The organism is Eubacterium maltosivorans (assembly GCF_002441855.2).
Classification (GTDB): domain Bacteria; phylum Bacillota; class Clostridia; order Eubacteriales; family Eubacteriaceae; genus Eubacterium; species Eubacterium maltosivorans.
In genome coordinates this window covers 673,503-698,901 of record NZ_CP029487.1, presented here as the reverse complement: position 1 = coordinate 698,901, position 25,399 = coordinate 673,503, and the positions used below count along the sequence as shown (strand labels likewise).

The following is a 25,399-nucleotide window of genomic DNA, read 5'->3' as shown; positions in this document are numbered from 1 at the left end:
GCATGAAATTTAAATACCAGGCAGCACCTTCGTCTGCCTTAGCAATAGAAGGGAAGAGAATGATGAATAAGAACGATTTAAACCGCAGTATTATAGCGCTTTGCCAGCTAAAAGGCATCGGCCGCAAGAAAGTGAAAACCATTTTAAAATCCGTTGATAATCCGGCAGACTACCATCTTTTAGAACTGGTTGAAATCGGTATATCCTTGAATGTTTTTTCACGAAACAGTACGATCGGTACCTTTTTGGATGCCCGAAAGCGTGCAGATGAGATTTTAAAATGCTGTGAAGAAAATCATATCAAGATGATTAATTCTTATTCTGAGGATTTTCCAAAGGCGTTGCTTTTTGAGGATGGTCCGGATCTGATCTATTATAAAGGCGATCTGTCGTCTCTTGCCAATATGAACAGAGCCGCTGTTATCGGCACCCGGGTACCGTCAGATATTGGCTATCATTTTGCCTATAACTGCGGTAAAAGCCTGGCGGAACAGGGCTATACCGTTGTCAGCGGACTGGCTCTTGGCTGTGACACTGCAGCACATCTCGGCTGCCTGAAGGCAGGGGGAAAAACCGTTGCCTTTTTACCGTCAAATTTAATGGCCATTACACCTCGCGAAAATATGGAGCTGGCAGAACGTATCATAGCAGGGGGAGGCTGTATCATCAGTGAATTTTCGCCTTTGTCCACTTCGAATGCTTATATGTTTATTGAAAGAGACCGGCTTCAGGCTGCAGCTTCTAATTTTGTGCTGGTATCTGAATTTGCCCGAAACAGCGGGACGCTTCATACGCTGCATTTTGCCCATACCTATGGAAAGCCGATTTATGCCGATGATGCCATTGTCAATTCCGATGTCGATGGTTATGATGCCATGACCGAGGAGGGAATTGCGTATCAAGTTGGCAATATGGAAGAAATTAAGCAATTTATCCTTAAAAATCGACAATAATTGTAATATTTTAATATTTTATTTGAAATTTCTTACAAGATTACTTATAATGATAGAAAGAGAACTAATTAATTTTTATATACAGGAGGTAAGTTAATTGCCTGAAGAAAAAAAAGTTGTCGAACTTCGCATCTTAGAGAATGATTTTTCTGTAAAAGCTGGGGAAAGTGAGGATTATATCCGCGAGATCGCAACCTTTGTTAACGATGAACTGACAAAGGTTAAGGAACGCAATCCTTTCACCAACCACATCCGCATTGCAATTCTTGGCTGTATGAACATCACGGAGCTTTTATTTGAAGCTAAAAAGGATGTGCTTATTGCTGAGCGTAAGCAGGAGGAAGAAGCCAATAACATTAATCTGGTAAAGGATGAGTTAAAGACTGCTGGCGAAGAAATCAATGAACTTAAAGAAAGTAAGCTTCAGCTTGTCGAGGAGAAGGAACAGCTCCAAAAAGAAATTGAAGAAAAGAATGAGCTGCTCAATCAATATCGTGAACATCTGAAACAGGCTAAAATTGAAAGTGAATCTAACCGTAAGGCGATTCTTGATCTCCAAAATCAGCTGTTTGAAAGCCAAATTGAACTGGTTAAGGCAAACAAAAAAAATCCTGAAGCCATTGACCAGGATACACTTCAGACGGATATGGAACCAGAAGATTCGCCAGAACGTCCGGAATAATAAAACTAAAACCTCCAGTTTTGGGCTGGAGGTTTCTTTTTATGGTTTTACATCTTGCGGAGAAGCCCAGTTACACGGCCCAGAATCTGAACATCGGTATCCTTGAGCTCTCTCGGTTCAAAATTTGGGTTTTGAGGCTTCAGGATAACGATATCCTGATCACGGTAGAAGGTTTTAACGGTTGCCTCTTCATTTTCGAGTAAAAAGGCTACGACGATATCGCCGTCGTTGGCAGTGTTCTGTTTTTTGACGATAATGTCGTCCCCGTCCAAGATTCCCGCGTTGATCATACTGGTGCCTTTAACTCTTAACAGAAAGTGTTCACCGGTTCCGACAAAGCTAAGGGGAAGGGGAATCTGATCCATGATATCCTCAGCTGCCAGGATAGGATCACCAGCAGTGATTTTACCGAGCAGCGGGAGTGTGACCATCTCCCGGTCAGTCTGAAAGTTTTCAAGACCATCCTCGTCATCTTTGTTAATAACATCAATGGCACGTGTTTTGAGTGATGTTCGTCGAATATAAGAACGCTGCTCAAGTGTTTTAAGGTGAGAGTGCACTGACGACGTGGATTTAAAGCCCACAGCCTCGCATATTTCACGGACAGAAGGCGGATACCCACATTCTCTTGTCTGTTTTTTTATAAATTCTAATATTTGTTTTTGTTTTTCGGTTAAATCTTCGTACATTTTTGATACCCCCAAGTTTGTTGGGTTTATTATAACATAAAAGAAAACAAAAGTAAACATTTGTTCTCAAAAAATGAAGCCATGTTTGTTTATTTTTTGTGTCCGGGATTTCGTTTGGCGAGGGGATTCTGATAGATCGCTTCCCGAACATCATCTACCTCGATGTGTGTATAGATTTCTGTAGTGGAAATGCTCTCATGGCCCAGGACTTTCTGGAGCGTACGGATGTCTACCTGCCCGTATTTATGCATCAGCGTGGCGGCGGTGTGACGGAGTTTATGAACAGAAATCTTATCTGCATTCAGGCCAGCCTTTAAAACATATTTTTTTACCATCGACTGCACCGTGCGGTTGGAAAGAGGGGTCTTTCGTTTGCTTAAAAACACATAGGGTACCTCTGTATCCTCTGGACGCACTGCCATATAAGCCTCCAGCGTTTCGACACAGGCATCGTTGAGTCTTATATTTCGCTCTTTATTGCCTTTACCAACAATATGGATGGTTTCCTCCTGGATATCCTCAATTTTAAGGTTGGTCAATTCGGAAAGGCGAATTCCGCAGTTTAAAAATAAGGTAATGATCGCAAGATCGCGCTCATAAAATTCGCCGTCAACAGCATTTAAAAGGCTTAAAGCTTCATCAAGCGTAAGATAGACAGGGTCGCGTGACTTAACCTTTGGTATTTCAAGGCGCTGTGTTGGATCATCCATCTTAGTGTCGATGACTGTTGTCAGATAGTGGTATAAGTTTTTGATGGCAGCGGTTTTTCTTTTTCGGGTTGAATCGATGTTGCTGCGCTTGGAGGTAGCATAGCTCAGAAAAGCGTAAATATCCGGGAGCGTTACCTGTTTAATGACTTTTAAGTCCACGTCATCTATGGAAATGGTGTCGAATTCGGCCTCTGGATCAGCCAGTTGAAACCGTACCTTTAAAAAGCGAAAAAACTGCATCAGATCATTTCGGTATGAAATTAATGTGTTTGGTGAAAACCCCCGAATGGAAAGCAGATAATCGTCGAGCTCATCGAGAAGGGTATTGTGTTTGAGGTCCATTTTTTTGTATTCCTTTCAATCGCTATAATTGCGTATAACGTAGGTTATACGCAATTATAGCGAAAAAAATAACAAATATCAAGATTTTTAATTTTTATCGTCCATTCCCTTTAAAAACCGGCTTTATGGATAATTGGGTTATTTTAAAAGAAGCACGGCACAATTTTGCGCTGTGCTTTTCGGTTCCCTATTTTATTTATCTGCCAATTTAATCCTCCAGTGAGAGAAACATGGTTTCCAAAATGTGGACCCCTGTTTTTGTTTTAAACAGACGGTCACGTATGCTTTCAATTTGAGAAGGCTTCATGCTGTCCTCGTAAATATTGACCAGAAAGTCCGCCTCGATGAGCACCTGGTAATCAATGGCCTGAATACTGCCGTAAGTATGATGGTTGGCGATCAAAAAGCTGACCCGTTCCATAATTTCATCCGATACGTTATACTTTTTCAAAAGAGCACGAGCCACAGGAGGCCCCTCGATTTCCTGGTAATTTCCGGCACTAGAGCCATATTTTTTCACACTCGGCTTTATACCGATATCATGCAAAACAGCTGCGATTTCAAGGGTATCTCGCGTTCTTTCATCTAATCCCTCCTGCTCCGCAATGATTTTGGCAAAGGCATGAACCTTTAAAAAGTGTTGAACACGGCGGGGATTTCCTTTTTCATATTCAATCATTTCGCTTATTAAATTATTCAAGATGTCTTTCATTTTTATGCACGTCCTCCTTTATATAAGCATTTTACCATGTAACTTAAAGTCTACCGCTGACCAGCTGTATTGTCAATGAAGCAAAAACAGGAGTACAGGGAAAAAATTGACAAAAAAAGAAAGGCCAGAGCCTTCTTTTCCTTAATAATGCTTTACTAATTTATTTTTTAAAGGCATTGGCATAACTTTAATAATGCCAAAGACCACTGAAAAACAAATCACCTTATCCAGCAGATCCGTAATAATCTGAGTTGAAAAAACAGAGGTGACAATGTTGATGCCGGAGTTTTTCAGAACAGCTACAATCAAGCTGGAGCCTGATGAGGTAACGCCGTTAAACACAAAGGCGACGATAACAGAGGACATGACGGACACAAACAGGGTTACCAGCACAATTGCCAGCATGGATTTTAAGCCTTCAAAACGGCCGCTTTTAAACAGCAGCCCTGTCGATACACCGGCCACTACCTGTACTGGTAAAAAGTAAAGGGAGACCGGATCAATGGTTGCACCATTAATTAATGCGGTCAGTCCGCCGACGACCGCGCCTGCTGCCGGTCCCATGAGCACTGCGGAAAGCAGTGTACCCATAGAATCCAGATAGACCGGAAGCTTAAGTACGAGCGCGACAAAGCATCCCACAAAATTTAATCCAACAGACATGGCCATAAAAACAAGCATATTGGTTGTAAGCTTCTTCATAATAGCCACCGCCTACTCGCAGCCGTATTTCTCATTGGATAAAACCAATGAAATATCCGATTGATGCTCAGGAAAAAGGCGTGTCATAAACATTTCCATAAAGGCTCTGGAATGTACCTGGGTAAGGACAAAGCAGTTCGGTTCTTTTTTGAAGATACCGCCCACGTCTACCATACTCATTCCGATCGCCTTTCCCTCGGTAACGACATCTACATAGTAGGCCTTCCCTGAACAGATGGAGGGATCAATAAAGTAAGCGATGGCCAGAGGGTCATTGATGACGCAGCCGAGGGTGCGCTCCTGTTCCCAGTGAAAATCCAGATAGAACCGGGTGATATCGACAATAAAATCCGCTGCCGGATCATTAAACTGGCGCAGCAGCTCGATGTAATTCGGTGTCAGAACGACCTCTCGGGTGACATCCAGTCCGACCATGGTAATCGGCCGGTTCAGTTGGTTCAGGACCATTTCAGCAGCATCAGGGTCTGCCCAGAAATTAAACTCAGCCACCGGAGAGCAGTTTCCATGGCTTTTGAAAGCTCCGCCCATTAAAACAAGCTCCCCCATCCGGCTTAACGCGGCTTTATCAGTCTGTAATGCCAGCGCAATATTGGTTAAAGGGCCAATGGCCAGAACAGAGACATTATCTTCTGTCTTTAGAGTATTCAGAATAAAATCGACAGCCCCCTCACGATAACGGACATCTTCAATTCTTTCAAATTTAACACCCCCCAGGCCATCCTCGCCGTGTGTTTCCTCCGCGACGACCATATCCCTCAAAAGTGGCTGTGCCGCACCAAGATATACCGGGATATCCAGACGGTTCATCACCTTTAAAATATGGAGTGCATTTTCAGCGCATTGATAGGCATTGATATTACCGGATACAATAGTGATGCCCAAAATTTCCAATTCCGGGGAACGGCATGCCAGCATAATCGCCAGAGCATCGTCAATCCCCGGATCGCAGTCAATAATTACTTTTCGTTTTGTCATGGTATTTCTCTCCTTGGTTAAGTTCAACCAGCGGATAAACGCAAAAAGAGCGCACGTGTAACCGTACGCCCTTTATAACGCTCTTTCCTTAGTTTTTTATAGAGGGATGGTTACGAACCTCTCCGTCTTAATTAAAACGGTCATATGTGCAAAACAGCTTGTTTTGCAGACGGTATACCCGTCCTTGTCTTATGGATACTATAGCATATTTAATAAGTTTTTGCAACCTTCTTAAGCCAGACGCTCCTCAATGAGCCTGGCCAGATCTGTGGCAATGCGGTTAAGCTCAGACTGATCTTTGCCCTCGATCATGACGCGAACCAATGGTTCAGTGCCGGATGGGCGGATTAAAACACGTCCCTGGCCGTCAAAATGCTTTTCAACCTCGGAGATCCGCTTCTGGATCACTTCGTCAGTCAGATAGTCGTTTTTAGTTTGGTTGGTCACTTTTGCATTCACAAGCACCTGTGGATAGGAGGTCATTAAAGATGAAAGCTCTGCCGCGGTACGGGTTTCTTCTTTTAAAATCGTTAAAAGCGAGACCGCTGTTAAAAGACCGTCTCCAGTGGTATTATGATCCAGTAAGATAACATGGCCGGATTGTTCCCCGCCCAGATTATAGCCTTCTTTCAGCATTTCTTCCAGAACATAGCGGTCGCCGACATTCGTCTTAACACTTTTGCAGCCACAATCCTTCAGAGCGATATCGAGGCCGATATTACTCATAACGGTTACCACGACCGTATCCTTGTTCAGCCGGCCCTCCTGTTTCAGCTTTGCGCCAACCAGATGAAGGATCTTATCACCGTCGATAATACAGCCTTCATTATCAACCGCCAGACAACGGTCAGCGTCGCCGTCAAAGGCAATTCCGATGTCTGCTTTTTCCAAAAGGACATGCTCGCTCAGCTTGTCAAGACAGGTAGAGCCATATCCGTCGTTGATGTTTTTGCCGTCTGGTTCATGCCCGATCACAACCACATCGGCTCCGGCATCGATAAAAAACTTCGGTGCAATACGGTAGGATGCGCCGTTTGCGCAGTCCAGCACCATACGGATACCGGAAAAATCACAGGAGAATCCTTTTGTAATGTGATCAACATAGATTTTTTCAGGCTGGTCAAGGGTCTCAACTGAACCGTCGGACCGGTCATTGATTTCAAGCTGGTCGATGATACATTTTTCAATCTGATTTTCTACATTATCAGAGAGCTTATAGCCCGCGCCGTTGAAAAATTTAATCCCGTTAAATTGATAAGGATTGTGTGATGCGGAGATGACAATCCCGGCATCTGCGTTGATCTCGCGGGCAATGACCGCGACAGCGGGTGTTGGTATAACGCCTGCCAGTACAACCTTCCCCCCGACTGAGATAATACCGTCTGTCAGCGCTTTTTCAAGAGGATCACCCGAAATACGGGTGTCCTTCCCAATAACAATTTTAGGATTATGGCTGCCTTCTGATAATATATACGCGCCATAACGTCCAAGCTGATATGCTAATTCTGTGGTTAACTCTTCACCAAAGACACCACGAACACCATCAGTACCAAAAAATTTTCCCATTTTTTAACCTCTATTTCATAAATCAAATAAATCAAATTCTATTATAGCTTTAAAACAGAAATAAATCAATTTATTTAAAGGATTTTATCATTTTTTACTTATATTCGATTGTTCCTCCGCCTAAGAGTATATCGCCATCATAAAAGACCGCCGCCTGTCCTGGCATGGGCGCCCGAACAGCTTCCTCGCACTCCAGATAACCTCTGCGGTTATCTGTCAGGCAAAGTGTTCCCTGGTACAGGTAGCCCCAGCGGCAGATTTTAAATTGGATTTTTCCTGAGTATAAGCTACCGTCAATAAAATGAAGCTCTTTTAAAAAGATTCTTTTTTGATAAAGCTCCGATTCCTCGCCGAGAATGACCTCGTTGGATTTTGGGCGCAGAGCTGTAACCACGTATTTTTTTCCGCAAATTACCGGAACACCATGTTTCTGCCCAACCGTATAGTGATAAAAGCCGTTGTGGCTGCCAAGAATTTTACCAAATCGATCCCGAAAACGCCCCTCGGTCATCAAAGGTGTTTCTTTTTTTATAAACCGTGCATAATTTCCGTCCGGGATAAAGCAGATTCCCTGGCTTTCTTCAGATTTCGGAAGCACTATTCCCTGCCCCTCCAGAAAAGCACGCACCGCGTCTTTTGACTGAAAAGTGCTCAAGGGAAAAATCAGCCGGTTCAGGAACGCCTGATTAAGGGTATAGAGATAATAGCTCTGATCCTTTCTGGAATCCTGGCTGGTCTTAATCCGGACAAGCCCCTGGCTTTTTTCAAGCCTTAAGTAATGGCCGGTCGCTATGAAATCAGCCTCTTTTTCGTTGGCATAGTCCATCAGTCCCCTGAATTTCATCACCGCGTCACAAAGGATACAGGGATTAGGTGTGCAACCTCTGAGATACTCGTTTATAAATGGGATTATCACCCTCTCCCGGAATGCGTGCTGCCGGTTGATACATTCATGCCGGATACTGATTTTTTCCGCCAGATCGCCGGCTTTTTTGAGCAGTACTTCATTTCCAAAAAAATCAAAGGTTACGCCCAAAACCTCGTAACCTTTATTTTTTAGAATCAGAGCAGCGGCAGCACTGTCTGCGCCGCCGCTGAACCCCACAATTACTTTTTTATTTTTCATTTATCTTTTACAGTTTGTCAAATGTGTTGTTTTTTTCAAAATAAATTGTTTCTTGGTCTCAAAAGATTTTTCTTCAAGCGTCATATTGACAGAAAAGTTTTCAAGGTCTGTTTCCTGATTATCTGCAATAATGCGGATAAAGGCTTCGGTCATCCAGGGATTACAGACGAGCACTGGACCAAGGGTGTTTGTAAAAACCGCATTTTTGATCTGGACCCCCTCATTGGTATCCCTTCCGTTATTGCCGTATCCATATTTCAGAGCTCCAAAGGGCTCATCATCGCCAGTCAGCTTGAAATCGGCCATCTGAATCTGATTTCCGATGATTTCCATTTGCGTGCCATTCAGATTACAGCTGAAATAGAGGTCGTCACCGTAGACTGCTTTGTTTTCAACGGTCTCCACATCAATGATGCCCAGACCCTTTACAACGCTGCCATCATCTCTCCTGATTTCGTTACCCCAGAGGGCGATGCTGGTTCCTGTGACGAGCATGGGACGGCCTGCTTGAATAAAGCCGCGGAGCGAAAGCTCATAGGGCTCCAGAAAATCAACGATAGATGAAAAAGAAGCGATCTCTCCCGGTGAACAGAATAAGAAGTCATAATCGATTGGGGTAAAATCTTCGGTATCAAAATCAATTTTTTCAATTTTTACCTCAAAGCCTGCGGCTTCGCCCATACGTTTTAGAGCCAGAACGTTTCCGCGGTCACCGTGGAGGTAAAGGGAATCGGGAAACATCCACCCGATCTTTAATGTTTTTTCATTCATTTAATTGCCCTCCTCGATGTATTTTTTCATTTTATTAAAGGTTTCAAGCCATGTGATCAAATAAACGTTTGAAGTATCTGCCTTTTCAATTTCTTCAAAGATCGTTTTGATATCATCGGTCTCCTTGATAGCAATTTTTGATGGTTCAACCCCTTCGTAAATCAACCGGTTAGCGGTATCATAGCAGACATTTTGAGAGAAACAAAAATATTTTTCAACATTTGATTCTGCAAGCGGTCTGAAGTCACAGTCAAAGCTGTAAAAGGTGTTGGTATAGAATGGGATAAAATCCGATACTGCATAGAAGCCAAAGCAGACCATCTTGGCTTCCTGATCAGAAGCCATGATATTTAAAGCGCTCTGAAGTGTGTCCGGGTTTTCCTGCTTGATGCGCATATACTTAATGGTTTTATCCTTGTAGTGAAGCACCTCAAAACGGCCGCCGATGTTTTTAAAGGATTTAAAAGCCGGGACTGCGTCCTTGACGGAGACGCCTGCAAAGCGTTCACAAAGCGCCAGAGCGCCGCTGTAGTTGTACAGCATAAATGGCAGATCATAAGGCATATTAAAGGTCTCATCCTCAACCGTGAAAGTCTTGTTTTCAAAGTCAATATCCTTTACGGCATAATGTGGCGCCGCTTCACTGGAATAGCCGCAGTTTGTGCAGGTAAACGGACCGACACTGTCGATGGTATAGTAGTCAAAATCAATTTTATGATAGCATTTTGGGCATGCACAGGTCGGATAAGTTTCGTCCTTTTCGAAGGATTCAGAATGTTTTTCCACGCCGAAATAGGTGACGTGGTCAGTAAAGCGTTCAAAGGATTTTGTCCGCGGCTCTTCATTATTTAAATATAAATGCATTTTAGGATTCATAAAAGAGGTGAGCTTGCGATAGATAAAATCCGGATCGCCGTTGCGCTGAACCTGGTCCTTCTGCAGATTAGTGATCAACATGTTTTCTGCCGGAAGCTGATCATAGATGAGGGGTAAATAACGCTCATCTGTTTCAAAGACAAAATAATCCGCCTTGAGCTTCCCGGTCATCGTCGATTCTTTTGCCAGAATGGTCGCGATACCGGGCAGTAAATTGGCGCCCTCCAGGTTCGATACAACGGTTTTCCCGTTTTCTCTTAAAATGTGGGTCACCAGGTTGGTGGTGCTTGATTTACCATTGGTTCCTGTAATAAAAACAACCTTGGAATAGTCGATCCCCTTGAAATGCTCGACCATTCTCGGGTCTACCTTTAAGGCCTTCTCACCGGAAAGGTTAGATCCTCTCCCCTTGCTGACAAGATTGATGAGGCCGTTAATGGCTTTAGCGTACCATAACGCCAAATAAAACTTCATACTTGTTCCTCCGTTAAACTAATCGTTAAAATATTGGTTAATGCGAGACAAATCATCTTTATTAAAATCAGATACTAAAACTTTATGACGCTCCAGGTCCACCTTATATCCTTCTTTAATGGGGGTGCCATAACTTGCGACAGGCTCGCTCACAAAAACGCCATCCTCCCGTTCGATCACGGCTAATGTACCTTCAATCCGGTCTACAATCCCAGTCATGATGATTCCTCCTGTTTCATACCCTGCCATAAGACAGAAGTATTGTCTCAGCCTTCCGGAACACAGGCATCCAGTCTGACTTCAACTATAAAATTATAATATAAGGCAGCGCATAAGTCCAATCATATTTCCAAACTTCTTGACAAAAAAAATCACAAGAGGTATATTAGCTGATAGCAGCTTAAAACGAATGATTAAAAGAAAGGAAAACCATGCTGACACTTGATAAAATTTACCACGCTTCCTACACGTTAAAAAAAGTAATTCGACCAACGGATTTGATATACGCACCGGGTATCCAGTCGGATGGCAAAATTTATTTAAAAACCGAAAACCTCCAGGTAACCGGCTCTTTTAAGGTGCGGGGCGCTTACTATAAAATTTCCCAGTTGACCGATGAGGAGAAGCAAAGGGGCGTTATTGCCTGCTCCGCCGGAAACCATGCCCAGGGCGTGGCGCTGGCCGCGACTAAAAACAATATTAAATCCCTGATATGCCTGCCAGACGGCGCGCCTATTTCAAAGGTCGAGGCCACAAAGCACTACGGCGCTGAGGTCTGTCTTGTGGAGGGCGTCTATGATGATGCGTATCAGAAAGCCCTGGAGCTTCAGCAGGAAATGGGCTATACCTTTATTCATCCCTTTGATGACGAGAACGTCATTGCCGGACAGGGAACCATTGGCCTGGAGTTGTTGGATCAGCTCCCGGATATGGACGCGGTGATCGTCCCCATTGGCGGCGGCGGCCTGATCTCAGGCATTGCCTTTGCCATCAAGTCATTAAATCCGAATATCAAGGTCTACGGTGTGCAGGCCAGCGGCGCGCCCAGCATGCTCAATTCCATCGCCGATAAACAGATTGAACGCCTGAACGAGGTGTCCACCATCGCGGACGGCATTGCGGTAAAGGAGCCGGGCCAGCATACCTTTGAGATCTGCGGGCAATACGTGGACGAAATCGCCACAGTCACAGACGATGAAATCTCAACGGCAATTCTTACGCTCATTGAACAGCAGAAGCTGATCACCGAAGGCGCCGGCGCTGTGTCCGTCGCGGCCGCTCTGTTTAACAAGTTTCCCATCAAGGACAAAAAGGTGGTCTGCCTGCTGTCAGGCGGCAATATTGATGTCACGATTCTTTCGCGTGTCATCAAACGAGGTCTTCTGAAATCAGGCCGCACCTGCTCACTAAACATCGAGCTGGTCGACAAGCCCGGGCAGCTGAAGGGCGTATCTGCCATCATTGCCGATATGGGCGGCAATGTGGTATCTATCCACCACGAGCGTGCCAGTGAGAACGCGGATGTAAATGGCTGTTACCTCCGGATTGAGCTTGAAACAAGAAATTATGACCATATTCATCAAATCGAGAATGCCCTTAAAGACGCTGGCTACCGGCTCAAGGACAATTTACAGTAAAAACAGGCGAAAATAAAAAAGAGAAGCACTTGCAGTTTTTTCAGGCTGCGGGTGCTTCTCTTTTATTTACTTTTTATCAGTCAGACCGTGGCTTTCAAACAGAGATAAAAGCGAATCGATATCGGAGTGCAGGTCAATGGCGGCGTTTTGCTCAAACTGGCTGATATAATTACCAAAAGCCTCAATGATCGTGTCAAAACTGGCCTCAATCTTTTCTCTCGCCAGTTTATTCTTACCCGTCTCGGTTTCGGTCTGGCTGAGATTATTGTAGGAGCGTATAATATCCAGCGTCATGGGGAGATAATTGATCTCAAAAGAAAAATGATACTCCTTTGGATTTTCCTGCATATGGTCTATGATTTTCTCTGTAAGGCTTTTGATGGTTTTAAGCTTTCCTGAAATTTCGGGGCTCTCGGTGTTTTGAATGGCCGTATCCAGACAATCGGTTGCTTCCTTTAAAAGTTTTTTCTGTTCGAGAATCCGTTTTTTATCCGCTGACAGGCTGTCAGATAAAATTTCGTCAGAAAACAGCTCAGGACAGAGCTTGTCGGTGTTTTCATTATAATAATTAAAGACTGCGGTTTTATTGATCGTTTCGCCGTCGGCGGCAGCGTTAAAAGGCTCGGTATCTCCGGTCGGCAGGAGTCCGTCCTTCAGCTTAAAGTCAATGATTTTTTTGATGGCCTCCTGTTCGGCCTTTTTTACCGAGACAGAGGCCTTTCCACGGTCATTGACCAGCGCAAAATTGTGCTGGCCGTTAAAGCCTTCTGGATAAATGGTGTTTTTCAAGATCTGCCCAGATGCCTTAATAAAAGAGAGCGGCTCTGTGGTAAAGTCGCCGGGTGTCGTTTCGGTATAGCCGGAAAGCTCTTTCTGGGTCTTTACAAGATAGTAGGCATTGATATAGTAAAGCAGCCATGAAAAATCATTATCGGATAGTCCGGTGCGATGCTTTTTAATGACCTCAGCACACCCCTCAGCGGAAGGTGTTTTCACCTCAGGATCAATTACCGGGTTGTCGCTCAGGTCAATGAACAGGTTTCTTTCCTTGGCGCGGTACTGCTCGACGAGCTCAGGCACTGTGGCGAAGCGGTTATCGCTCAGATCCAGCACAAAGGAGTAGAGATTTAAGATAAAGCCGCCTTTGTATTTGTTATTCAGACGGGTCACATCCTCAAGGCTAAAGGGGATTTCCTGAATGAGGTTGTGGCTGAGATCTGCCTCCTGGAGCTTGAATAAGTATTCCATGCCTTCCAATGAGCGGATCTCCATGCCCGACGCCCTGAGACTGCGGATTTCCTTTAAATCCTCAATGCTGACCGGTTCGTTAATGCCCGACAGCTTCTTTCCTGCGCGTTTATTGAGCTCGTTTAACACACTGTGTGCGAGATTAACATCTGGAAAAATTTCCCCGAGCGGCACAGGACGGTTTAAATCCAGCTTTCCAGGCTTGTAAGGTGCATTGCCGCCAAATAGTTTTTTAAAAATACCCATATTATCGATTCCTTTCCTCATCTTAAATGTCTCAGGGTTTGCAGATTCCACAGGGCGTATAGCCCTGCTCCACCGCGCCATCGCGGGTCGCAAAGGTGGTTTGATTGTCCGCTTTTGGCAGCCCGCTGCAGGAGGGAAGATGAAATTTCTTTGTTTTTATGTTTCCAATATACACGATGGTGTCTGCCGGGGATTCAGCGCTGGACACTGCGGTTTCCAGTTTGCCGCTGGCTTGTGTAATGAAGCTAATCCCCTGGCCGTCGCTGATGGCGACCACATTCCCCTCCTGGTCTGTTCGAAAAACGGTCTTTCCGTTCAGTTTGTTCAGAATATCCTTGCTGGGATGGCCATAGGCGTTATCTCTGCCAACGCTGATCACTGCGTACTGCGGATTTACAAGCGAGAGGAAAAGCTCGCCGGTAGAGGTATCGCTTCCATGGTGGCCGACCTTCAGGACATCGCTTTTGAGCTTTAACCCTGCCTGAGCGGCGGCGTCCTGCTCGTCTTCATTTTCGCCGTCACCGGTAAATAAAAATGAGGTGTCGCCATAGGCTACCCTGGTGATGGGCGAGTAATCATTGAGCTCCGCATAACTTTTTCCCTCAAGGGGAGAAAAAAGCTCAATGGAAACAGCCTCACCTGCCGGAATGCTGACACCAGCATATGCGGCATTAGCCTTCAGGCCTTTTTCGCTCATGGCCTTCATAAAGTTTTCAAACAGCTGCGTATTGTGAGCAACCTTTGGCAAATAGACGCTTTCGACAGTATGGTTTTTCAAGATTTTTTCTGCAGAGCCCATATGGTCACTGTGCGGATGGGTGATCAGCATAGTGTTAAGCTTTTCGACCTTTTGAGCCTTCAGGTAAGTATTAATGGCCTCATAATCCTCTGGGTTGCCGGTATCAATCAGGATATTCTGATTATCCGGCGTTTGGATCAGGGCACAGTCTCCCTGCCCCACATCGATATAGTGAATCCGCAGCGTCCCCTCGGCGTCGATGGCAAGCCCGGGATCCTCCTTAAGCGCAGAGCATCCGAATACGGAGAAAGCAAGAAAGACTGCGGTCAGCAGTAAGCCTAAAATTTTATGTTTTGTCACGATTCTTCCTCTTTTTCTATGGTCTGATCAATCAGCTTTTCCTTACCGTCTTCTTCCACCGCCTGCTTTTCCCGGTTTTGCTGGCCAATGCTGTAGGCGCCTGAAATGATCGCACCGACAAAGCAAGCTGTACTGAAAATGCTGGTGACCGAAATAACCATGGCTGTAAACTGGCTGTAAAACATGCCTTCCACGCGAACCGGATAAATATCGCCATAGCCGATGGTGGAAAAGGACACAAACAGGTAATAGAGCAGATCCAAATAGTCTAAAGGCCGTTCTGTGGCGTGCTGAAAGAAAAAGGGGTTGGTTTTCCAGCAGCTGTAGATCATCAAATACAGGATTCCCAGCTCACACCCCATTAACGCGCCCATACCTTTTATGATGCCAAAAGCCTCACGGTTTCTGCGACGTTCATTGGTGGGCTTCATCAGAATATTGGGATTGATAATGGCGCGGATCATAACAGAAAAGCACAGAAAAAGGGCAAAAAGGAGTCCGATAAAGGTCAGGAGAAGGCTTGGCCGAGATACAAAGCTGGCAAAATAGACAAAAGAATGCCCCAGCAGCAGATAAAAAATAACATCGACATAACGGCTGACCATGTCATCCTCAAATTGATCAAGCCCTACAAAAAGCTTTTGCACAAAATACATGATTACAATGAAGATGATGAAGGTAGCCACCAGACCCAGAATCTCGCGCATGGTTACCATATGGCTCATGGAGATAGCTATAACCGAGATGATTAAAAGCAGGGCGTTTACGGTCAGAAGTCCATGGCGGTCATAATAACGGGTTAATTTTAACAGATAGCGGCGCACTGGACGGATCCGTGTCCCGGCTTCCATATTCTTGCGCAGCAAAGCTTTGTAATGCTCTCTGTTGATATATAAAAACACCTCAAACAGAAAAAGACAGAGGACAAAAATATCATAAAAAATCAGAATGGCGTTGCCGTTTGCCAGAGTCTGATGCACGGTCAGATCATTTACTACATTATCCATTCTACATACCTCTCTAATGTTTATTAATGAGCTCCAGCTTTTGTTCACGGGTAAGCTTTTTGATCGCAGCCTCCCGCCGCAGAGCGTCGCTTTTGCTGTCAAATTCTTCTTTGTATACCAGCACAACCGGTTTGCGGCTTTTGGTATATTTTGCGCCTTTACCGCTGTTATGGGCCTTCAGGCGCTTCTCAATATCGGTTGTCCAACCCGTATACAAGCTGTTATCCTTACATTTTAATATATACACGTAGTGTTTGTCCATAAACAGTATGTCATCCTTAACGATATTTTTCATTAAAAAAGATCCCCGTAGGGATCTTAAATTCCATTTGAGACAGTCCTAGAATTCATTTCTTGGTCTTCTGGTAGACTGTTTTCTTTTAGCTCTGCATTCTTTACATCTTTTAGGTTCGTTATCGAAGCCTTTTTCTTTGTAAAATTCCTGTTCACCAACAGTGAATACAAATTCAGCACCACAATCCTGACAAACTAAAGTTTTATCTTCCATTGTGTCTTGTTACCTCCATTTAAAATTTCTTGTACAGGGTCTGATTCAGTTTTTTAAATGGAGTAGATGTTTCAGGACATGGTAACCATTTGAAATTAATGTAATCATTACTATACTATAGGTTTATTATACACTAATTATTTGTTGTTTGTAAAGCGATTTCTACCGGAATTGTGTTAATTTTACATTTTATGTTTTTGAATTTTTTAAAGAGCACAGCGCAAAAATGTGCTGTGCTCATCATGGATAAAAAATGAAAAAACAAGTCGTTGTATAATGTTATGCAACGACTTGTTTTGTATTAAATAGAATTAATTACGAAACGTATTAATTTTGATTTTCCGCAACCATCATTTCCTTAACCTTCATCAAACGGGTAATGTTTCCACGCTCGTTATCTTCCAGCTTCATGGTGATATACTTGATGGTTTCCAGCATCTCCGGAATCATGACATGTTCCAGTGCGTTGACACGGCGTCTTGTCTTTTCGATTTCATCGGCCAGCATGTTACAGGTTTTTTCAACCTCAGCCAGTTCGATGAGCAGCGGTAAAAGCGCCGCCATGTCCAGTACCGCGCCGTCCAGCTCGCCTGAAGTAAAGGCAAAACCGTATGGCAGATCTGTACCGCCTTCTATGGCTGTGTACTTGATAGTCGGCACATCCACATTCATGATATTCTGTTTTCCAAGCTCTATGGTCGCTTCACGGGCCGGGCACAAAAGCGCCTCGGTTACCGCTGCCTCGCCCATTCTGGCACCGGCAATGGCAAAACGTCCCATTGCAGCGCCCAGCTGCTCTTCAATTTCTTCCCGGAGTTCTTTGTTTCTGCGGATATATCCCATAAAACGCCTTACCATTTCGTCCCGTTTATCCTTTAAGAGCTTATGACCTCTTGTGGCTGTTTTAAGCCTTTTTTTGAGACGGGTCAGCTCCATCCGGGTAGGATTTACACGAATAGCCATGGCTTATTCCTCCTCGTCTGTGATATCGTCGTCTTCACTTAGCGGAGAAGGAATGTATTCATCAATATATTCGTCCTTAATACGTTTGAGCTCTGTACGCGGCAGGATGGATAAAAGCTCCCAGCCAATGGTCAGGGTTTCTTCGATGGTTCGGTTGGTTTCAAAGCCCTGAGATACGTAGCGTTCCTCAAATTCTGTGGCAAAACGCGCGTAGATTTTATCGACATCGGACAACGCCGCGTCCCCAAGGATAACGGCCAGCTCCTTGGCGTCCTTCCCACGGGCGTAGGCTGAGAACAGCTGGTTCATGGTATCGGCGTGATCCTTACGGGTCTTGCCTTCACCGATCCCCTTATCCTTCAGACGGCTGAGCGAAGGCAGTACGTCGATCGGCGGCTCAATCCCTCTTCTGTACAGATCTCTTGATAAGATAATCTGGCCTTCGGTGATGTACCCGGTTAAGTCAGGAATCGGGTGAGTTTTATCATCTTCCGGCATGGAGAGGATTGGAATCTGGGTGATGGAGCCTTTTTTGCCGCGCATACGTCCGGCGCGTTCATACAGGGTCGCAAGGTCTGTATACAGATAGCCAGGATAGCCGCGGCGGCCTGGAACCTCCTTACGGGCTGCGGAGACTTCACGCAGGGCTTCGGCATAGTTAGTAATATCGGTCAGGATGACCAGTACCTGCATATCCAGCTCATAGGCCAGGTATTCGGCGCAGGTGATTGCCATACGCGGCGTTGAGATACGTTCGACCGCTGGATCGTTGGCATAGTTCATGAACAGGACAGCACGTTCGATGGCGCCTGTACGGCGGAAATCCTTGACGAAGAAGTCTGCTTCTTCAAAGGTGATCCCAATGGCGGCAAAGACAACAGCAAAACCTTCGTCGTTGTCGAGAACGCGGGCCTGGCGGGCAATCTGGGCCGCCAGTTGCGCATGCGGCAGACCAGAGCCGGAGAAAACCGGCAGTTTTTGTCCACGGACCAGGGTGTTCAGGCCGTCGATGGCTGAGACCCCTGTCTGGATAAATTCGGCAGGGTAGTCGCGTGCAACGGGGTTCATTGGCGAACCGTTGATGTCCAGTTTCTTTTCCGGAATAATTTCCGGACCACCGTCGGTTGGACGTCCCATACCGTCAAATACACGGCCAAGCATGTCTCTGCTCACGCCGAGCTCGATGCCGTGGCCCTGGAAACGTACCTTAGAGTTTGAGATTCTAAGGCCCTGGGAGCTTTCATAAAGCTGTACCATGGCTTTATCGCCATTGACCTCGAGGACTTTACCAAGACGTTTTTCACCATCGGCTTGTTCAATCTCGACCAGTTCGTCGTATTTTACACCTTCTACATGGTCGACCAGCATCAATGGGCCGACGACTTCACTAATGGTTTTGTACTCTTTATTCATCGTCACCACTTCCTTCCATCAGTGCTAAGAATTCTGCTTCCATTTCGGCGGCAATGGCCGGGAAGCGCTCTTCCTTCTGGTCTTCTGGCACGTATTTCATACGGGCGATTTTTTCTCGGATATCCATGGTGATGATTTTGGCAAAAGGCACGTTCATTTCAAGAGCGGCAACGCCTTTTTCATACCAGGCCAGAATCATACTCAGCATGGCATATTGTTTTTCGAGTGAAGAATAGGTATCGACATCGTCAAAAGCGGACTGATGCAGGTAATCTTCACGGATAGACTGGGCACATTCCAGTGTCAGGCGGTCCTTGAAGCCCAGGGCGTCTACCCCGACGAGACGGACAATTTCATCCAGCTCGGCTTCTTCCTGGAGGATCTGCATGGTCTGGCGAACATGAACAGACCAGTCGGTTTCGACAGATTTGTCGAAATAAACATTCATTTTGTCACTGTAAAGCGAGTAGCTCTGCAGCCAGTCAATGGCTGGGAAGTGACGTTTGTACGCCAGGTTGGCGTTCAGGCTCCAGAATACCTTAACGATACGCAGGGTTGCCTGGGATACCGGCTCGGAGATGTCACCACCCGGAGGCGATACGGCTCCAATGGCAGAGATAGCGCCGTAACGCTCTTCTGAGCCAAGGCATCTGACAAAGCCCGCGCGTTCATAGAATTCTGCCAGTCTGGAGGAAAGATAGGCCGGGTAGCCTTCTTCACCGGGCATTTCTTCAAGACGGCCGGACATTTCACGCAGCGCTTCGGCCCAGCGCGATGTGGAGTCGGCCATAATTGCCACTTTATAGCCCATATCGCGGAAGTATTCCGCAATTGTGATACCAGTATAGATGGACGCTTCACGGGCGGCTACGGGCATATCTGAGGTATTTGCGATAAGAACCGTACGCTTCATCAGGGACAGGCCGGTACGCGGGTCATGCAGTTCCGGGAATTCCATCAGAACGTCGGTCATTTCATTACCACGTTCACCGCAGCCAATGTAAACAATAATGTCGGCGTCGGCCCATTTTGCCAGCTGATGCTGCACAACGGTTTTGCCGGAGCCGAATGGTCCTGGAATGGCGGCGATACCACCCTTGGCGATTGGGAACAGTGTGTCGATTACGCGCTGGCCGGTGACCATGGGCTCATCGGGTGCGATTTTTTCTGTATAGGGACGGCCGCGTCGTACTGGCCAGCTTCTGAGCATGGGGACTTCCACAATTTCTCCGTCCTTCTTTTTAATCTTGGCTATGGGTTCGACAATATTGGCTTCACCGTCGAAAACCCATTCAACGGTTCCTTCCAGCTTTGGCGGCATCATGATCTTCTGGAGTACCGCCGGTGTTTCCTGGACAGTACCGATCACATCGCCGGGCTTTAACACATCGCCCTTCTGGCAGGCCGGTACAAAAGGCCATTTCTTTTCGCGGTCGAGCTTAGGGACATCAATCCCTCTGCTGATACGGTCTCCGGATTCGTTGTAAATGGTGGTCAGCGGTCTCTGGATACCGTCAAAAATACTTTCAATCAGGCCAGGGGCCAAATCAACGGACAGGGGCTCGCCTGTCACATATACGGGTTCGCCTGGGCCTAAGCCGGCGGTTTCTTCATATACCTGGATAGAGGCTCTGTCACCTCTTAATTCAATTACTTCACCAATGAGTCGTTTTTCACTGACTCGGACAACGTCAAACATCTGAACATCGGCTAGTCCGGTTGCTACAATCAGCGGACCGGCAACCTTGACAATTGTCCCTACTTGCTTCATGGTTGATTGTTCATTGGGCTGAATCATCGTTCTATCCACCCCTTTCTATAGTTTATAAAATATCTGCGCCAATGGCTTTTTCAATGTTATCCTGAATTCCCTTCATGCCTAACCCGTTTGTTCCAAAACGATTTGGAATCGGGATGATGGCCGGGAAGGGCTCGGTTTTATACTTTTCAATGGCTTCCGGCACCAGGGCGGCGGCCTGTTCGGTAATGTAAATGACAGCAGTTTCTTCTTTGGCCAGCGCGTGGATGGCTTTTTCGATATCCTTTGCTGCATCGGCATAAACGGTGCGAACCCCGAGCGCCTGGAAAACCATGATCGAATCCTGATCGCCGATAACGGCTAATTTTGCTTGTTCACTCATGATTTCCTCCTAAATAACGCCGAGTTCGGCAAGCGGTATTTTAATACCGGAGCGTTTACCCGCAAACATGACCCGCAGGGCCTTACCCTCAGCCTGGCGCTGGAACAGGTAGTTGGCGATGGGGCCAATACTAAAGGAGTCACTCCTCCGCTCATGGATCATATTAAAAGCCGCATCTTCAAATTTCTGTTCAACTTCTGACAAATTTCCGTCCTGCGCATAGCGTTCAAGAACCGATTTGATCAGAATACTGTGTTCCCCGTGTCCCAGCTGTTTTGCGAGCTGTTCATTCGGAATATCCGTTGCGTCAAGCAGCGCCTTTTCTTCGATTTCACCGCCTGGTATCAGCAGAGGTTTTACCTTGAAGGTCCCCCAGTCCAGGACATTTGCTCTGAGCACTGTCAGAATATTGGTAAAATCAATTTTTGCCTTGTAATATTTTTTCAGCAGCTCGCTTGAATGCTTCTGCTGTGATAAAGTTTCTAAGATCTGTGCATAAGCCGCGTTATCGATGGTCACACTGATGACTCTGGGGTCGGTGACATCCTCGAGACGCTTCAGCGGTTCTCTGAAGCATTCCGGCAAAAGACTGTAATCGCCATGCTCCAGGGCTTTCTGAAGAATATCCAGTGGAATGCCGCCTCCTTCAAGCAGGAGGTTTTCGACTTCGACCCGCTGCAGCTGTCCTTTTAAAATAGCTTTGATGTTGTGGACATCTGTCGGGATGAGCAGAAGATCGGTTACTGTTTTATCCGGAGTGATCTCATTGATGAGATTCCGGGTTTTTGTGAGCTCAGCGTCGATCAGATTGTCGAGCTGGCTGTGGTCTTTGGCTTCTGCGCCATAGCCGATTTCATCCAGGAGCTTGAGAGCCTCGGCTTCATCGGCCTCCCAGAGGCGGTTCCAGCGCGTCCGGTCGATAAGGCCTGCTTCCTGCACCTTGATACGCCCTATTGCATAGGGATAACTGGTTTCAGACATGGCCTACACCTCCACTTCAAAAAGCATTTCTGCAACCTCTCGCTCATATTTTTCGCGGGCGTCATCGATGAGAACATCGAAAGAGCCGTTAATATCGCTCATTTCACCGACAAGCATAACGCCGGATTTAAAAGCTGCCGGAGTTTCATCCAGGGTCAGCTCTCCAATTTTCCCGGCTTCCTTAAGGGCGGTGTTCAGCTTGTTCAGCAAACCGTCCTTGTACCGTTTAATATCTTTTTCAGGAACCTGTAATTTTTCGGTTCCGGTTTCAGAGCCATTCACGACAATCTTTGTCACGAGCGCTTCGTAGCGGCTTTCGTCAAGGGTGTCGAGAGCTGTTCTTGCTTTGTCAAAAACTTCATTGATAACCTTGCGTTTGACGGCCAGGATATTTTTTCTGGAATCCAAACGGGTCATCAGCTGGCTTCTGCGGTGGACTTCCTCCACATCAGCCTTCTCTTTATTTTTTAGCGCGTTCAATGTCAGCTCTGTACGACGCTCAATGGCGGCCACAGAGGACTGAACCTTTTCTGCCGTTTCCTGTTCGATCAAAGCCACGTCTTCGTTGGCTTTTTCCAGGATTTTTTCAATAATTTTATCGGCACTCACACGCTGTCACCTCACTTTCACGTGTTTTGCAGTTCTTATAACTGGATGCTGTAGATTAACAGGATGGATACGAGTAAGGCTAAGATCGCGTAAGTTTCTACAATCGCGGTAATGGTGATCCCTTTCGCGAAAGCAGACTCATCCTTGGCGGTCATATGAATAGACGCTGCGGCTGCTTTCCCCTGTGCAATCCCGGAGAGTAAGCCGACGATCCCGATTGGGAATCCGGCAGCCAGGAAAGACATTCCCTGGTACAGGCTTAAATCGAGAGGGGTTCCGCCTAAAATACCAATCTGAACCATGATAAGAACTGCTGTCAGGAAGCCGTAGATACCCTGCGTACCTGGCAGCGCCTGGAGTACAAGCATTTTACCGAACATTTCCGGGCGTTCTGCAACAACGCCTGCTGCGGCTTCACCACTAATCTGAACACCCTTGGCTGAACCAATACCTGCTAAACCGGCAGCGATTGCTGCACCAAAAATAGCTAATGCTAAACCTAAAGACATGATTTCATTCCTCCTAAACTTCTTTAGAATTGTCAATGACATCTATTGATTTTGTCTGAATTGCCAGTGGTTCGAAGTTATAACCACCGCCATCATAAAACTTATTAAAGAATTCAATATACTGGAGACGGCTGTCGTGTACATAAGCGGACAGCAGGCTCATTGTGATATTGAAAACATGGCCGATAAAATAGATCACAAGGGATAAGATAAACCCAAGCACATTGATCTGCACCATTCCGGCCAGAATATTCATAACCATGGCGATAACGCCGGTGGCCAGTCCCAAAGCAAGAATACGGGCGTAGGACAGAATATCACTCAGGTAGCTGGTGACATCGTAAAGCCCCATAATACCGCCGAAGGCCTTGCCCACGATATTTTTCTTTTCACGTCCCGCTGTAAAGAGGATAATGACCGCGCCCACAATGGCGAGGACCATTCCCACGGTTCTGGTCTGTTCTAAAAAGATCAGGCCTGCGCCGGCAATCAGAAGCATCCAGCTGACCTGGTCAAAAATCGCGTCCAGCACATGGCCGGCGCGAACCTGCTCTGCGATTTTGATGGCCATACCCGAGAAGATATGAAGCACCCCGATCACCAGAGAGAAGATCAGCATCGCTACCGGGTTGTCCAGCGGCGAGAAGAGAATGGGATGAAAGGTTTCGCCAAAATAGCTGCCGAAAAGTATCCCAAAAATCATGGTTGTGATGCTGGAATAAAACAGGAGTGTGACCAGCATACCAAACTGTCCCTTTGGCTTCATGATTTTTTTCATGAGTCCAAAGATAACGGCCATGAGGGCTCCGTAGCCAAAATCCCCCATCATCATCCCGAAGATTACCCAAAACCACGGTGCGGACACCGGTGTGGGGTCGATGGTTCCCGGTTTTGGCGGGGAGTACATATCTGTAATGGACTCAAAGGGCTTCCAGAACTTTTTGTTTTTAAGCGCTGTCGGGGGCTGCTCGCCTTCCTCTGGGTCGCTGTATTCCAGATCGTATACGTCTGTTACCTGACTGACGGCATTTTCAACCGCTTCCATCCGGTCGTTTCTTACCCAGCCTTCTACACAAACCGTTTCAACCGTTTCCATGAACTTGACAGACTGGCGTTCCTGCTCAGCCTTATACTGCTCGCTCAGAAGCTCAAGCTCCTGCTGTGATTCAGCCAGCTCGGCCATCTGCTTTTCATAGGATTCAATATCCTTTTCCAGAAGCTCGATTTTTTTCTGATTACTCTGGCTGATTTCAGACGCGGTTCCTGTCACTCTCGGGAGGGATGCCTCCACAAAACCAAGAACTTTGATGCTGTCTGAAAGGGCGGCGTCATCCTCCATAAAGGAGACAATCAGCGCTGCCTGACCTTCTGCGGTTTTGCCAAAGAGCTGAATTTCAGCATTGTGCTCCGCCACAGCGGCAACGATTTCTTCATGGACAAGAAGCGGCAGATAGCCAATATGAAAATTGGTGTACTGCGTTGGTTTTAAATCTTCGATGGGTACGTCCATCGAAAGCCACGGCTCCAGCTGGGAGCACTCGGATTTCAGCGTCATAATTTCAGAATGCGCTGCTGAAAGCTTATCCGAGATCGCTGAGGTTTCCTGGACCAGAGCCTCGCCTTTTTCGTTACGGCGGATAAACTCCTCGTAACCATATACCGGGCGGTCGCTGAAGAAGCTTTTCTTTTTCTGATAACGCTGCATAAACCGCAGCATGGCATCTGCCTGCTGTACGTCTAAATCAATCTGTTCATTTTTTGCGGTTTGTTCTGTCTCTTCGTCGGGTGGAATGGCCATGAACTCACCACACCTCTGAAGTGAAAGCAGAAGAGCTTCCTTATCTTCCTTCAGGGCAATGAGCTTTGCTTTTTTCATTGGAATAATCATTGCGTTTCTACCCTTTCCAAAATAAATTCAACCGCCTTCGGGACACGAGTCCTGGCATTTTCAGCCATTTTCTCATCTGCGAGACTCGCATCGTGAAGGACGCGTTCCATTTCCTTTTCGGCCAATGCCTCCTCCTGCAGAAGAACTGCTTCAGAAGCTTCCTTGGCTTCAAGAATCAATGCGTCGCCCTTTTCCCTGGCTTCGGCCTCAGCCTGACGCAGGGTTTCACGCGCTTTTGCTTTTGCCTCCGAACGCATTTCTGCTGCACGTTCTTCGGCCTTGTTGATTGAATCCAGAATCGACATTTAATCACCACCTTTACTCTCAAATTCACACAAATTCAGATTTTCTTTACGACCGCTTCTGTTTTTATACCCAGATTCTTTCAGCAGCAAAAGAAATAATTGGACTTAAAAGCAATCTTTTTTGTTGACGTTTACAGGTTTGTTTTTAAAACAGAAGACAGATAGCGTCTTTGTCGCCTGTTTGTTTCAAAAAAAAATTTAAAAGAAAACCCATGATAATATATTATCATGGGTTGAAGGGGTTTT

Annotated in this window: 27 protein-coding genes and 1 riboswitch; of the genes, 3 read left to right on the top strand and 24 right to left on the bottom strand. The window is 46.1% G+C overall.

Features of this window, described 5'->3' with window-relative positions; genetic code table 11:
• Nucleotides 1–59 precede the first annotated feature (59 nt).
• Nucleotides 60–953 carry a DNA-processing protein DprA gene (locus tag CPZ25_RS03455; protein ID WP_167495148.1) on the top strand — a complete coding sequence of 298 codons (894 nt, stop codon included), beginning with the start codon at nucleotides 60–62 and terminating at the stop codon, nucleotides 951–953.
• Between the two features lie 97 nt (nucleotides 954–1,050).
• A complete protein-coding gene (locus tag CPZ25_RS03450) occupies nucleotides 1,051–1,635 on the top strand; it encodes a cell division protein ZapA (protein ID WP_243129337.1) in 585 nt (194 codons plus the stop codon).
• A gap of 47 nt (nucleotides 1,636–1,682) precedes the next feature.
• On the opposite strand, the gene lexA is transcribed toward CPZ25_RS03450, so the two are convergent.
• The 10 genes from lexA to CPZ25_RS03400 all read right to left on the bottom strand — a co-directional run bounded on the left by lexA (nucleotide 1,683) and on the right by CPZ25_RS03400 (nucleotide 10,818).
• Nucleotides 1,683–2,324: a transcriptional repressor LexA gene (gene lexA / locus CPZ25_RS03445; protein WP_096919871.1), complete on the bottom strand. Its 642-nt coding sequence runs from the start codon at nucleotides 2,322–2,324 to the stop codon at nucleotides 1,683–1,685.
• Nucleotides 2,325–2,413: 89 nt separating this feature from the next.
• Entirely contained in the window at nucleotides 2,414–3,376 is a 963-nt protein-coding gene (locus CPZ25_RS03440; RefSeq protein ID WP_096919872.1) for a tyrosine-type recombinase/integrase, read from the bottom strand.
• Nucleotides 3,377–3,584: 208 nt separating this feature from the next.
• Nucleotides 3,585–4,088, bottom strand: a complete 504-nt coding sequence (locus CPZ25_RS03435) for an HD domain-containing protein (RefSeq protein ID WP_096919873.1) — start codon at nucleotides 4,086–4,088, stop codon at nucleotides 3,585–3,587.
• A 141-nt stretch (nucleotides 4,089–4,229) separates the two neighbouring features.
• Nucleotides 4,230–4,790 (bottom strand): ECF transporter S component, encoded by a 561-nt coding sequence (locus CPZ25_RS03430; RefSeq protein WP_096919874.1) that lies wholly within the window; start codon nucleotides 4,788–4,790, stop codon nucleotides 4,230–4,232.
• 12 nt (nucleotides 4,791–4,802) lie between these two features.
• Nucleotides 4,803–5,786 (bottom strand): nucleoside hydrolase, encoded by a 984-nt coding sequence (locus tag CPZ25_RS03425; protein ID WP_096919875.1) that lies wholly within the window; start codon nucleotides 5,784–5,786, stop codon nucleotides 4,803–4,805.
• A gap of 82 nt (nucleotides 5,787–5,868) precedes the next feature.
• Nucleotides 5,869–5,913, bottom strand: a riboswitch (PreQ1 riboswitch).
• 104 nt (nucleotides 5,914–6,017) lie between these two features.
• Nucleotides 6,018–7,352, bottom strand: a complete 1,335-nt coding sequence (gene glmM, locus CPZ25_RS03420; RefSeq protein ID WP_096919876.1) for a phosphoglucosamine mutase — start codon at nucleotides 7,350–7,352, stop codon at nucleotides 6,018–6,020.
• Nucleotides 7,353–7,446: 94 nt separating this feature from the next.
• Nucleotides 7,447–8,478, bottom strand: coding sequence for a tRNA 2-thiouridine(34) synthase MnmA (gene mnmA / locus CPZ25_RS03415; protein ID WP_096919877.1), 1,032 nt, complete (start codon nucleotides 8,476–8,478; stop codon nucleotides 7,447–7,449).
• The gene (locus CPZ25_RS03410; RefSeq protein ID WP_074616853.1) at nucleotides 8,479–9,249 is read right to left on the bottom strand and encodes a type 1 glutamine amidotransferase; all 771 of its coding nucleotides are present in this window, start codon (nucleotides 9,247–9,249) and stop codon (nucleotides 8,479–8,481) included. It lies immediately after the preceding gene.
• Nucleotides 9,250–10,599, bottom strand: coding sequence for a Mur ligase family protein (locus CPZ25_RS03405; protein ID WP_074616854.1), 1,350 nt, complete (start codon nucleotides 10,597–10,599; stop codon nucleotides 9,250–9,252).
• An 18-nt stretch (nucleotides 10,600–10,617) separates the two neighbouring features.
• Nucleotides 10,618–10,818 (bottom strand): hypothetical protein, encoded by a 201-nt coding sequence (locus tag CPZ25_RS03400; RefSeq protein WP_096919878.1) that lies wholly within the window; start codon nucleotides 10,816–10,818, stop codon nucleotides 10,618–10,620.
• A 212-nt stretch (nucleotides 10,819–11,030) separates the two neighbouring features.
• On the opposite strand from CPZ25_RS03400, the gene ilvA reads away from it, so the two are divergent.
• On the top strand, nucleotides 11,031–12,236 hold the full coding sequence (ilvA, locus tag CPZ25_RS03395) for a threonine ammonia-lyase (protein WP_074616856.1): 1,206 nt from the start codon (nucleotides 11,031–11,033) through the stop codon (nucleotides 12,234–12,236).
• A 66-nt stretch (nucleotides 12,237–12,302) separates the two neighbouring features.
• Here the strand turns inward: ilvA and CPZ25_RS03390 are convergent, their stop codons facing one another.
• The 14 genes from CPZ25_RS03390 to CPZ25_RS03325 form a co-directional block, all read right to left on the bottom strand.
• Entirely contained in the window at nucleotides 12,303–13,730 is a 1,428-nt protein-coding gene (locus CPZ25_RS03390; RefSeq protein ID WP_096919879.1) for a hypothetical protein, read from the bottom strand.
• A 31-nt stretch (nucleotides 13,731–13,761) separates the two neighbouring features.
• Nucleotides 13,762–14,829 carry a ComEC/Rec2 family competence protein gene (locus CPZ25_RS03385; RefSeq protein WP_096919880.1) on the bottom strand — a complete coding sequence of 356 codons (1,068 nt, stop codon included), beginning with the start codon at nucleotides 14,827–14,829 and terminating at the stop codon, nucleotides 13,762–13,764.
• The gene (locus CPZ25_RS03380; RefSeq protein WP_096919881.1) at nucleotides 14,826–15,836 is read right to left on the bottom strand and encodes an ion channel; all 1,011 of its coding nucleotides are present in this window, start codon (nucleotides 15,834–15,836) and stop codon (nucleotides 14,826–14,828) included. The genes CPZ25_RS03385 and CPZ25_RS03380 overlap by 4 nt, the downstream gene beginning before the upstream one ends.
• 13 nt (nucleotides 15,837–15,849) lie before the next feature.
• Complete coding sequence (locus CPZ25_RS03375; protein WP_199678153.1) at nucleotides 15,850–16,131, bottom strand: GIY-YIG nuclease family protein; 282 nt, start codon at nucleotides 16,129–16,131, stop codon at nucleotides 15,850–15,852.
• A 45-nt stretch (nucleotides 16,132–16,176) separates the two neighbouring features.
• Nucleotides 16,177–16,344, bottom strand: coding sequence for a zinc-ribbon domain-containing protein (locus tag CPZ25_RS03370; RefSeq protein WP_058694605.1), 168 nt, complete (start codon nucleotides 16,342–16,344; stop codon nucleotides 16,177–16,179).
• Nucleotides 16,345–16,671: 327 nt separating this feature from the next.
• A complete protein-coding gene (locus CPZ25_RS03365; protein ID WP_058694606.1) occupies nucleotides 16,672–17,307 on the bottom strand; it encodes a V-type ATP synthase subunit D in 636 nt (211 codons plus the stop codon).
• 3 nt (nucleotides 17,308–17,310) lie between these two features.
• Nucleotides 17,311–18,720, bottom strand: a complete 1,410-nt coding sequence (locus tag CPZ25_RS03360; protein WP_074616861.1) for a V-type ATP synthase subunit B — start codon at nucleotides 18,718–18,720, stop codon at nucleotides 17,311–17,313.
• Nucleotides 18,713–20,518, bottom strand: a complete 1,806-nt coding sequence (locus CPZ25_RS03355) for a V-type ATP synthase subunit A (protein ID WP_199678151.1) — start codon at nucleotides 20,516–20,518, stop codon at nucleotides 18,713–18,715. The genes CPZ25_RS03360 and CPZ25_RS03355 overlap by 8 nt, the downstream gene beginning before the upstream one ends.
• 25 nt (nucleotides 20,519–20,543) lie before the next feature.
• The gene (locus CPZ25_RS03350) at nucleotides 20,544–20,861 is read right to left on the bottom strand and encodes a V-type ATP synthase subunit F (protein WP_058694608.1); all 318 of its coding nucleotides are present in this window, start codon (nucleotides 20,859–20,861) and stop codon (nucleotides 20,544–20,546) included.
• A gap of 9 nt (nucleotides 20,862–20,870) precedes the next feature.
• Complete coding sequence (locus CPZ25_RS03345; protein ID WP_058694609.1) at nucleotides 20,871–21,842, bottom strand: V-type ATPase subunit; 972 nt, start codon at nucleotides 21,840–21,842, stop codon at nucleotides 20,871–20,873.
• A gap of 3 nt (nucleotides 21,843–21,845) precedes the next feature.
• Nucleotides 21,846–22,451, bottom strand: coding sequence for a V-type ATP synthase subunit E (locus CPZ25_RS03340; protein ID WP_058694610.1), 606 nt, complete (start codon nucleotides 22,449–22,451; stop codon nucleotides 21,846–21,848).
• Nucleotides 22,452–22,486: 35 nt separating this feature from the next.
• A complete protein-coding gene (locus CPZ25_RS03335; protein ID WP_013380490.1) occupies nucleotides 22,487–22,960 on the bottom strand; it encodes a V-type ATP synthase subunit K in 474 nt (157 codons plus the stop codon).
• 13 nt (nucleotides 22,961–22,973) lie between these two features.
• Nucleotides 22,974–24,848 carry a V-type ATP synthase subunit I gene (locus CPZ25_RS03330; protein WP_096919882.1) on the bottom strand — a complete coding sequence of 625 codons (1,875 nt, stop codon included), beginning with the start codon at nucleotides 24,846–24,848 and terminating at the stop codon, nucleotides 22,974–22,976.
• On the bottom strand, nucleotides 24,845–25,153 hold the full coding sequence (locus CPZ25_RS03325; protein ID WP_058694612.1) for a hypothetical protein: 309 nt from the start codon (nucleotides 25,151–25,153) through the stop codon (nucleotides 24,845–24,847). The genes CPZ25_RS03330 and CPZ25_RS03325 overlap by 4 nt, the downstream gene beginning before the upstream one ends.
• Nucleotides 25,154–25,399: the final 246 nt, after the last annotated feature.

What these genes read in the sequence shown, in the direction of transcription:
- CPZ25_RS03455 (WP_167495148.1), top strand. Translation starts at nt 60, where the DNA reads ATGATGAATAAGAACGATTTAAACCGCAGTATTATAGCGCTTTGCCAG.
- lexA (WP_096919871.1), bottom strand. Translation starts at nt 2,324, where the DNA reads ATGTACGAAGATTTAACCGAAAAACAAAAACAAATATTAGAATTTATA.
- CPZ25_RS03440 (WP_096919872.1), bottom strand. Translation starts at nt 3,376, where the DNA reads ATGGACCTCAAACACAATACCCTTCTCGATGAGCTCGACGATTATCTG.
- CPZ25_RS03435 (WP_096919873.1), bottom strand. Translation starts at nt 4,088, where the DNA reads ATGAAAGACATCTTGAATAATTTAATAAGCGAAATGATTGAATATGAA.
- CPZ25_RS03430 (WP_096919874.1), bottom strand. Translation starts at nt 4,790, where the DNA reads ATGAAGAAGCTTACAACCAATATGCTTGTTTTTATGGCCATGTCTGTT.
- CPZ25_RS03425 (WP_096919875.1), bottom strand. Translation starts at nt 5,786, where the DNA reads ATGACAAAACGAAAAGTAATTATTGACTGCGATCCGGGGATTGACGAT.
- glmM (WP_096919876.1), bottom strand. Translation starts at nt 7,352, where the DNA reads ATGGGAAAATTTTTTGGTACTGATGGTGTTCGTGGTGTCTTTGGTGAA.
- mnmA (WP_096919877.1), bottom strand. Translation starts at nt 8,478, where the DNA reads ATGAAAAATAAAAAAGTAATTGTGGGGTTCAGCGGCGGCGCAGACAGT.
- CPZ25_RS03410 (WP_074616853.1), bottom strand. Translation starts at nt 9,249, where the DNA reads ATGAATGAAAAAACATTAAAGATCGGGTGGATGTTTCCCGATTCCCTT.
- CPZ25_RS03405 (WP_074616854.1), bottom strand. Translation starts at nt 10,599, where the DNA reads ATGAAGTTTTATTTGGCGTTATGGTACGCTAAAGCCATTAACGGCCTC.
- CPZ25_RS03400 (WP_096919878.1), bottom strand. Translation starts at nt 10,818, where the DNA reads ATGACTGGGATTGTAGACCGGATTGAAGGTACATTAGCCGTGATCGAA.
- ilvA (WP_074616856.1), top strand. Translation starts at nt 11,031, where the DNA reads ATGCTGACACTTGATAAAATTTACCACGCTTCCTACACGTTAAAAAAA.
- CPZ25_RS03390 (WP_096919879.1), bottom strand. Translation starts at nt 13,730, where the DNA reads ATGGGTATTTTTAAAAAACTATTTGGCGGCAATGCACCTTACAAGCCT.
- CPZ25_RS03380 (WP_096919881.1), bottom strand. Translation starts at nt 15,836, where the DNA reads ATGGATAATGTAGTAAATGATCTGACCGTGCATCAGACTCTGGCAAAC.
- CPZ25_RS03375 (WP_199678153.1), bottom strand. Translation starts at nt 16,131, where the DNA reads ATGAAAAATATCGTTAAGGATGACATACTGTTTATGGACAAACACTAC.
- CPZ25_RS03370 (WP_058694605.1), bottom strand. Translation starts at nt 16,344, where the DNA reads ATGGAAGATAAAACTTTAGTTTGTCAGGATTGTGGTGCTGAATTTGTA.
- CPZ25_RS03365 (WP_058694606.1), bottom strand. Translation starts at nt 17,307, where the DNA reads ATGGCTATTCGTGTAAATCCTACCCGGATGGAGCTGACCCGTCTCAAA.
- CPZ25_RS03360 (WP_074616861.1), bottom strand. Translation starts at nt 18,720, where the DNA reads ATGAATAAAGAGTACAAAACCATTAGTGAAGTCGTCGGCCCATTGATG.
- CPZ25_RS03355 (WP_199678151.1), bottom strand. Translation starts at nt 20,518, where the DNA reads ATGATTCAGCCCAATGAACAATCAACCATGAAGCAAGTAGGGACAATT.
- CPZ25_RS03350 (WP_058694608.1), bottom strand. Translation starts at nt 20,861, where the DNA reads ATGAGTGAACAAGCAAAATTAGCCGTTATCGGCGATCAGGATTCGATC.
- CPZ25_RS03345 (WP_058694609.1), bottom strand. Translation starts at nt 21,842, where the DNA reads ATGTCTGAAACCAGTTATCCCTATGCAATAGGGCGTATCAAGGTGCAG.
- CPZ25_RS03335 (WP_013380490.1), bottom strand. Translation starts at nt 22,960, where the DNA reads ATGTCTTTAGGTTTAGCATTAGCTATTTTTGGTGCAGCAATCGCTGCC.
- CPZ25_RS03330 (WP_096919882.1), bottom strand. Translation starts at nt 24,848, where the DNA reads ATGATTATTCCAATGAAAAAAGCAAAGCTCATTGCCCTGAAGGAAGAT.
- CPZ25_RS03325 (WP_058694612.1), bottom strand. Translation starts at nt 25,153, where the DNA reads ATGTCGATTCTGGATTCAATCAACAAGGCCGAAGAACGTGCAGCAGAA.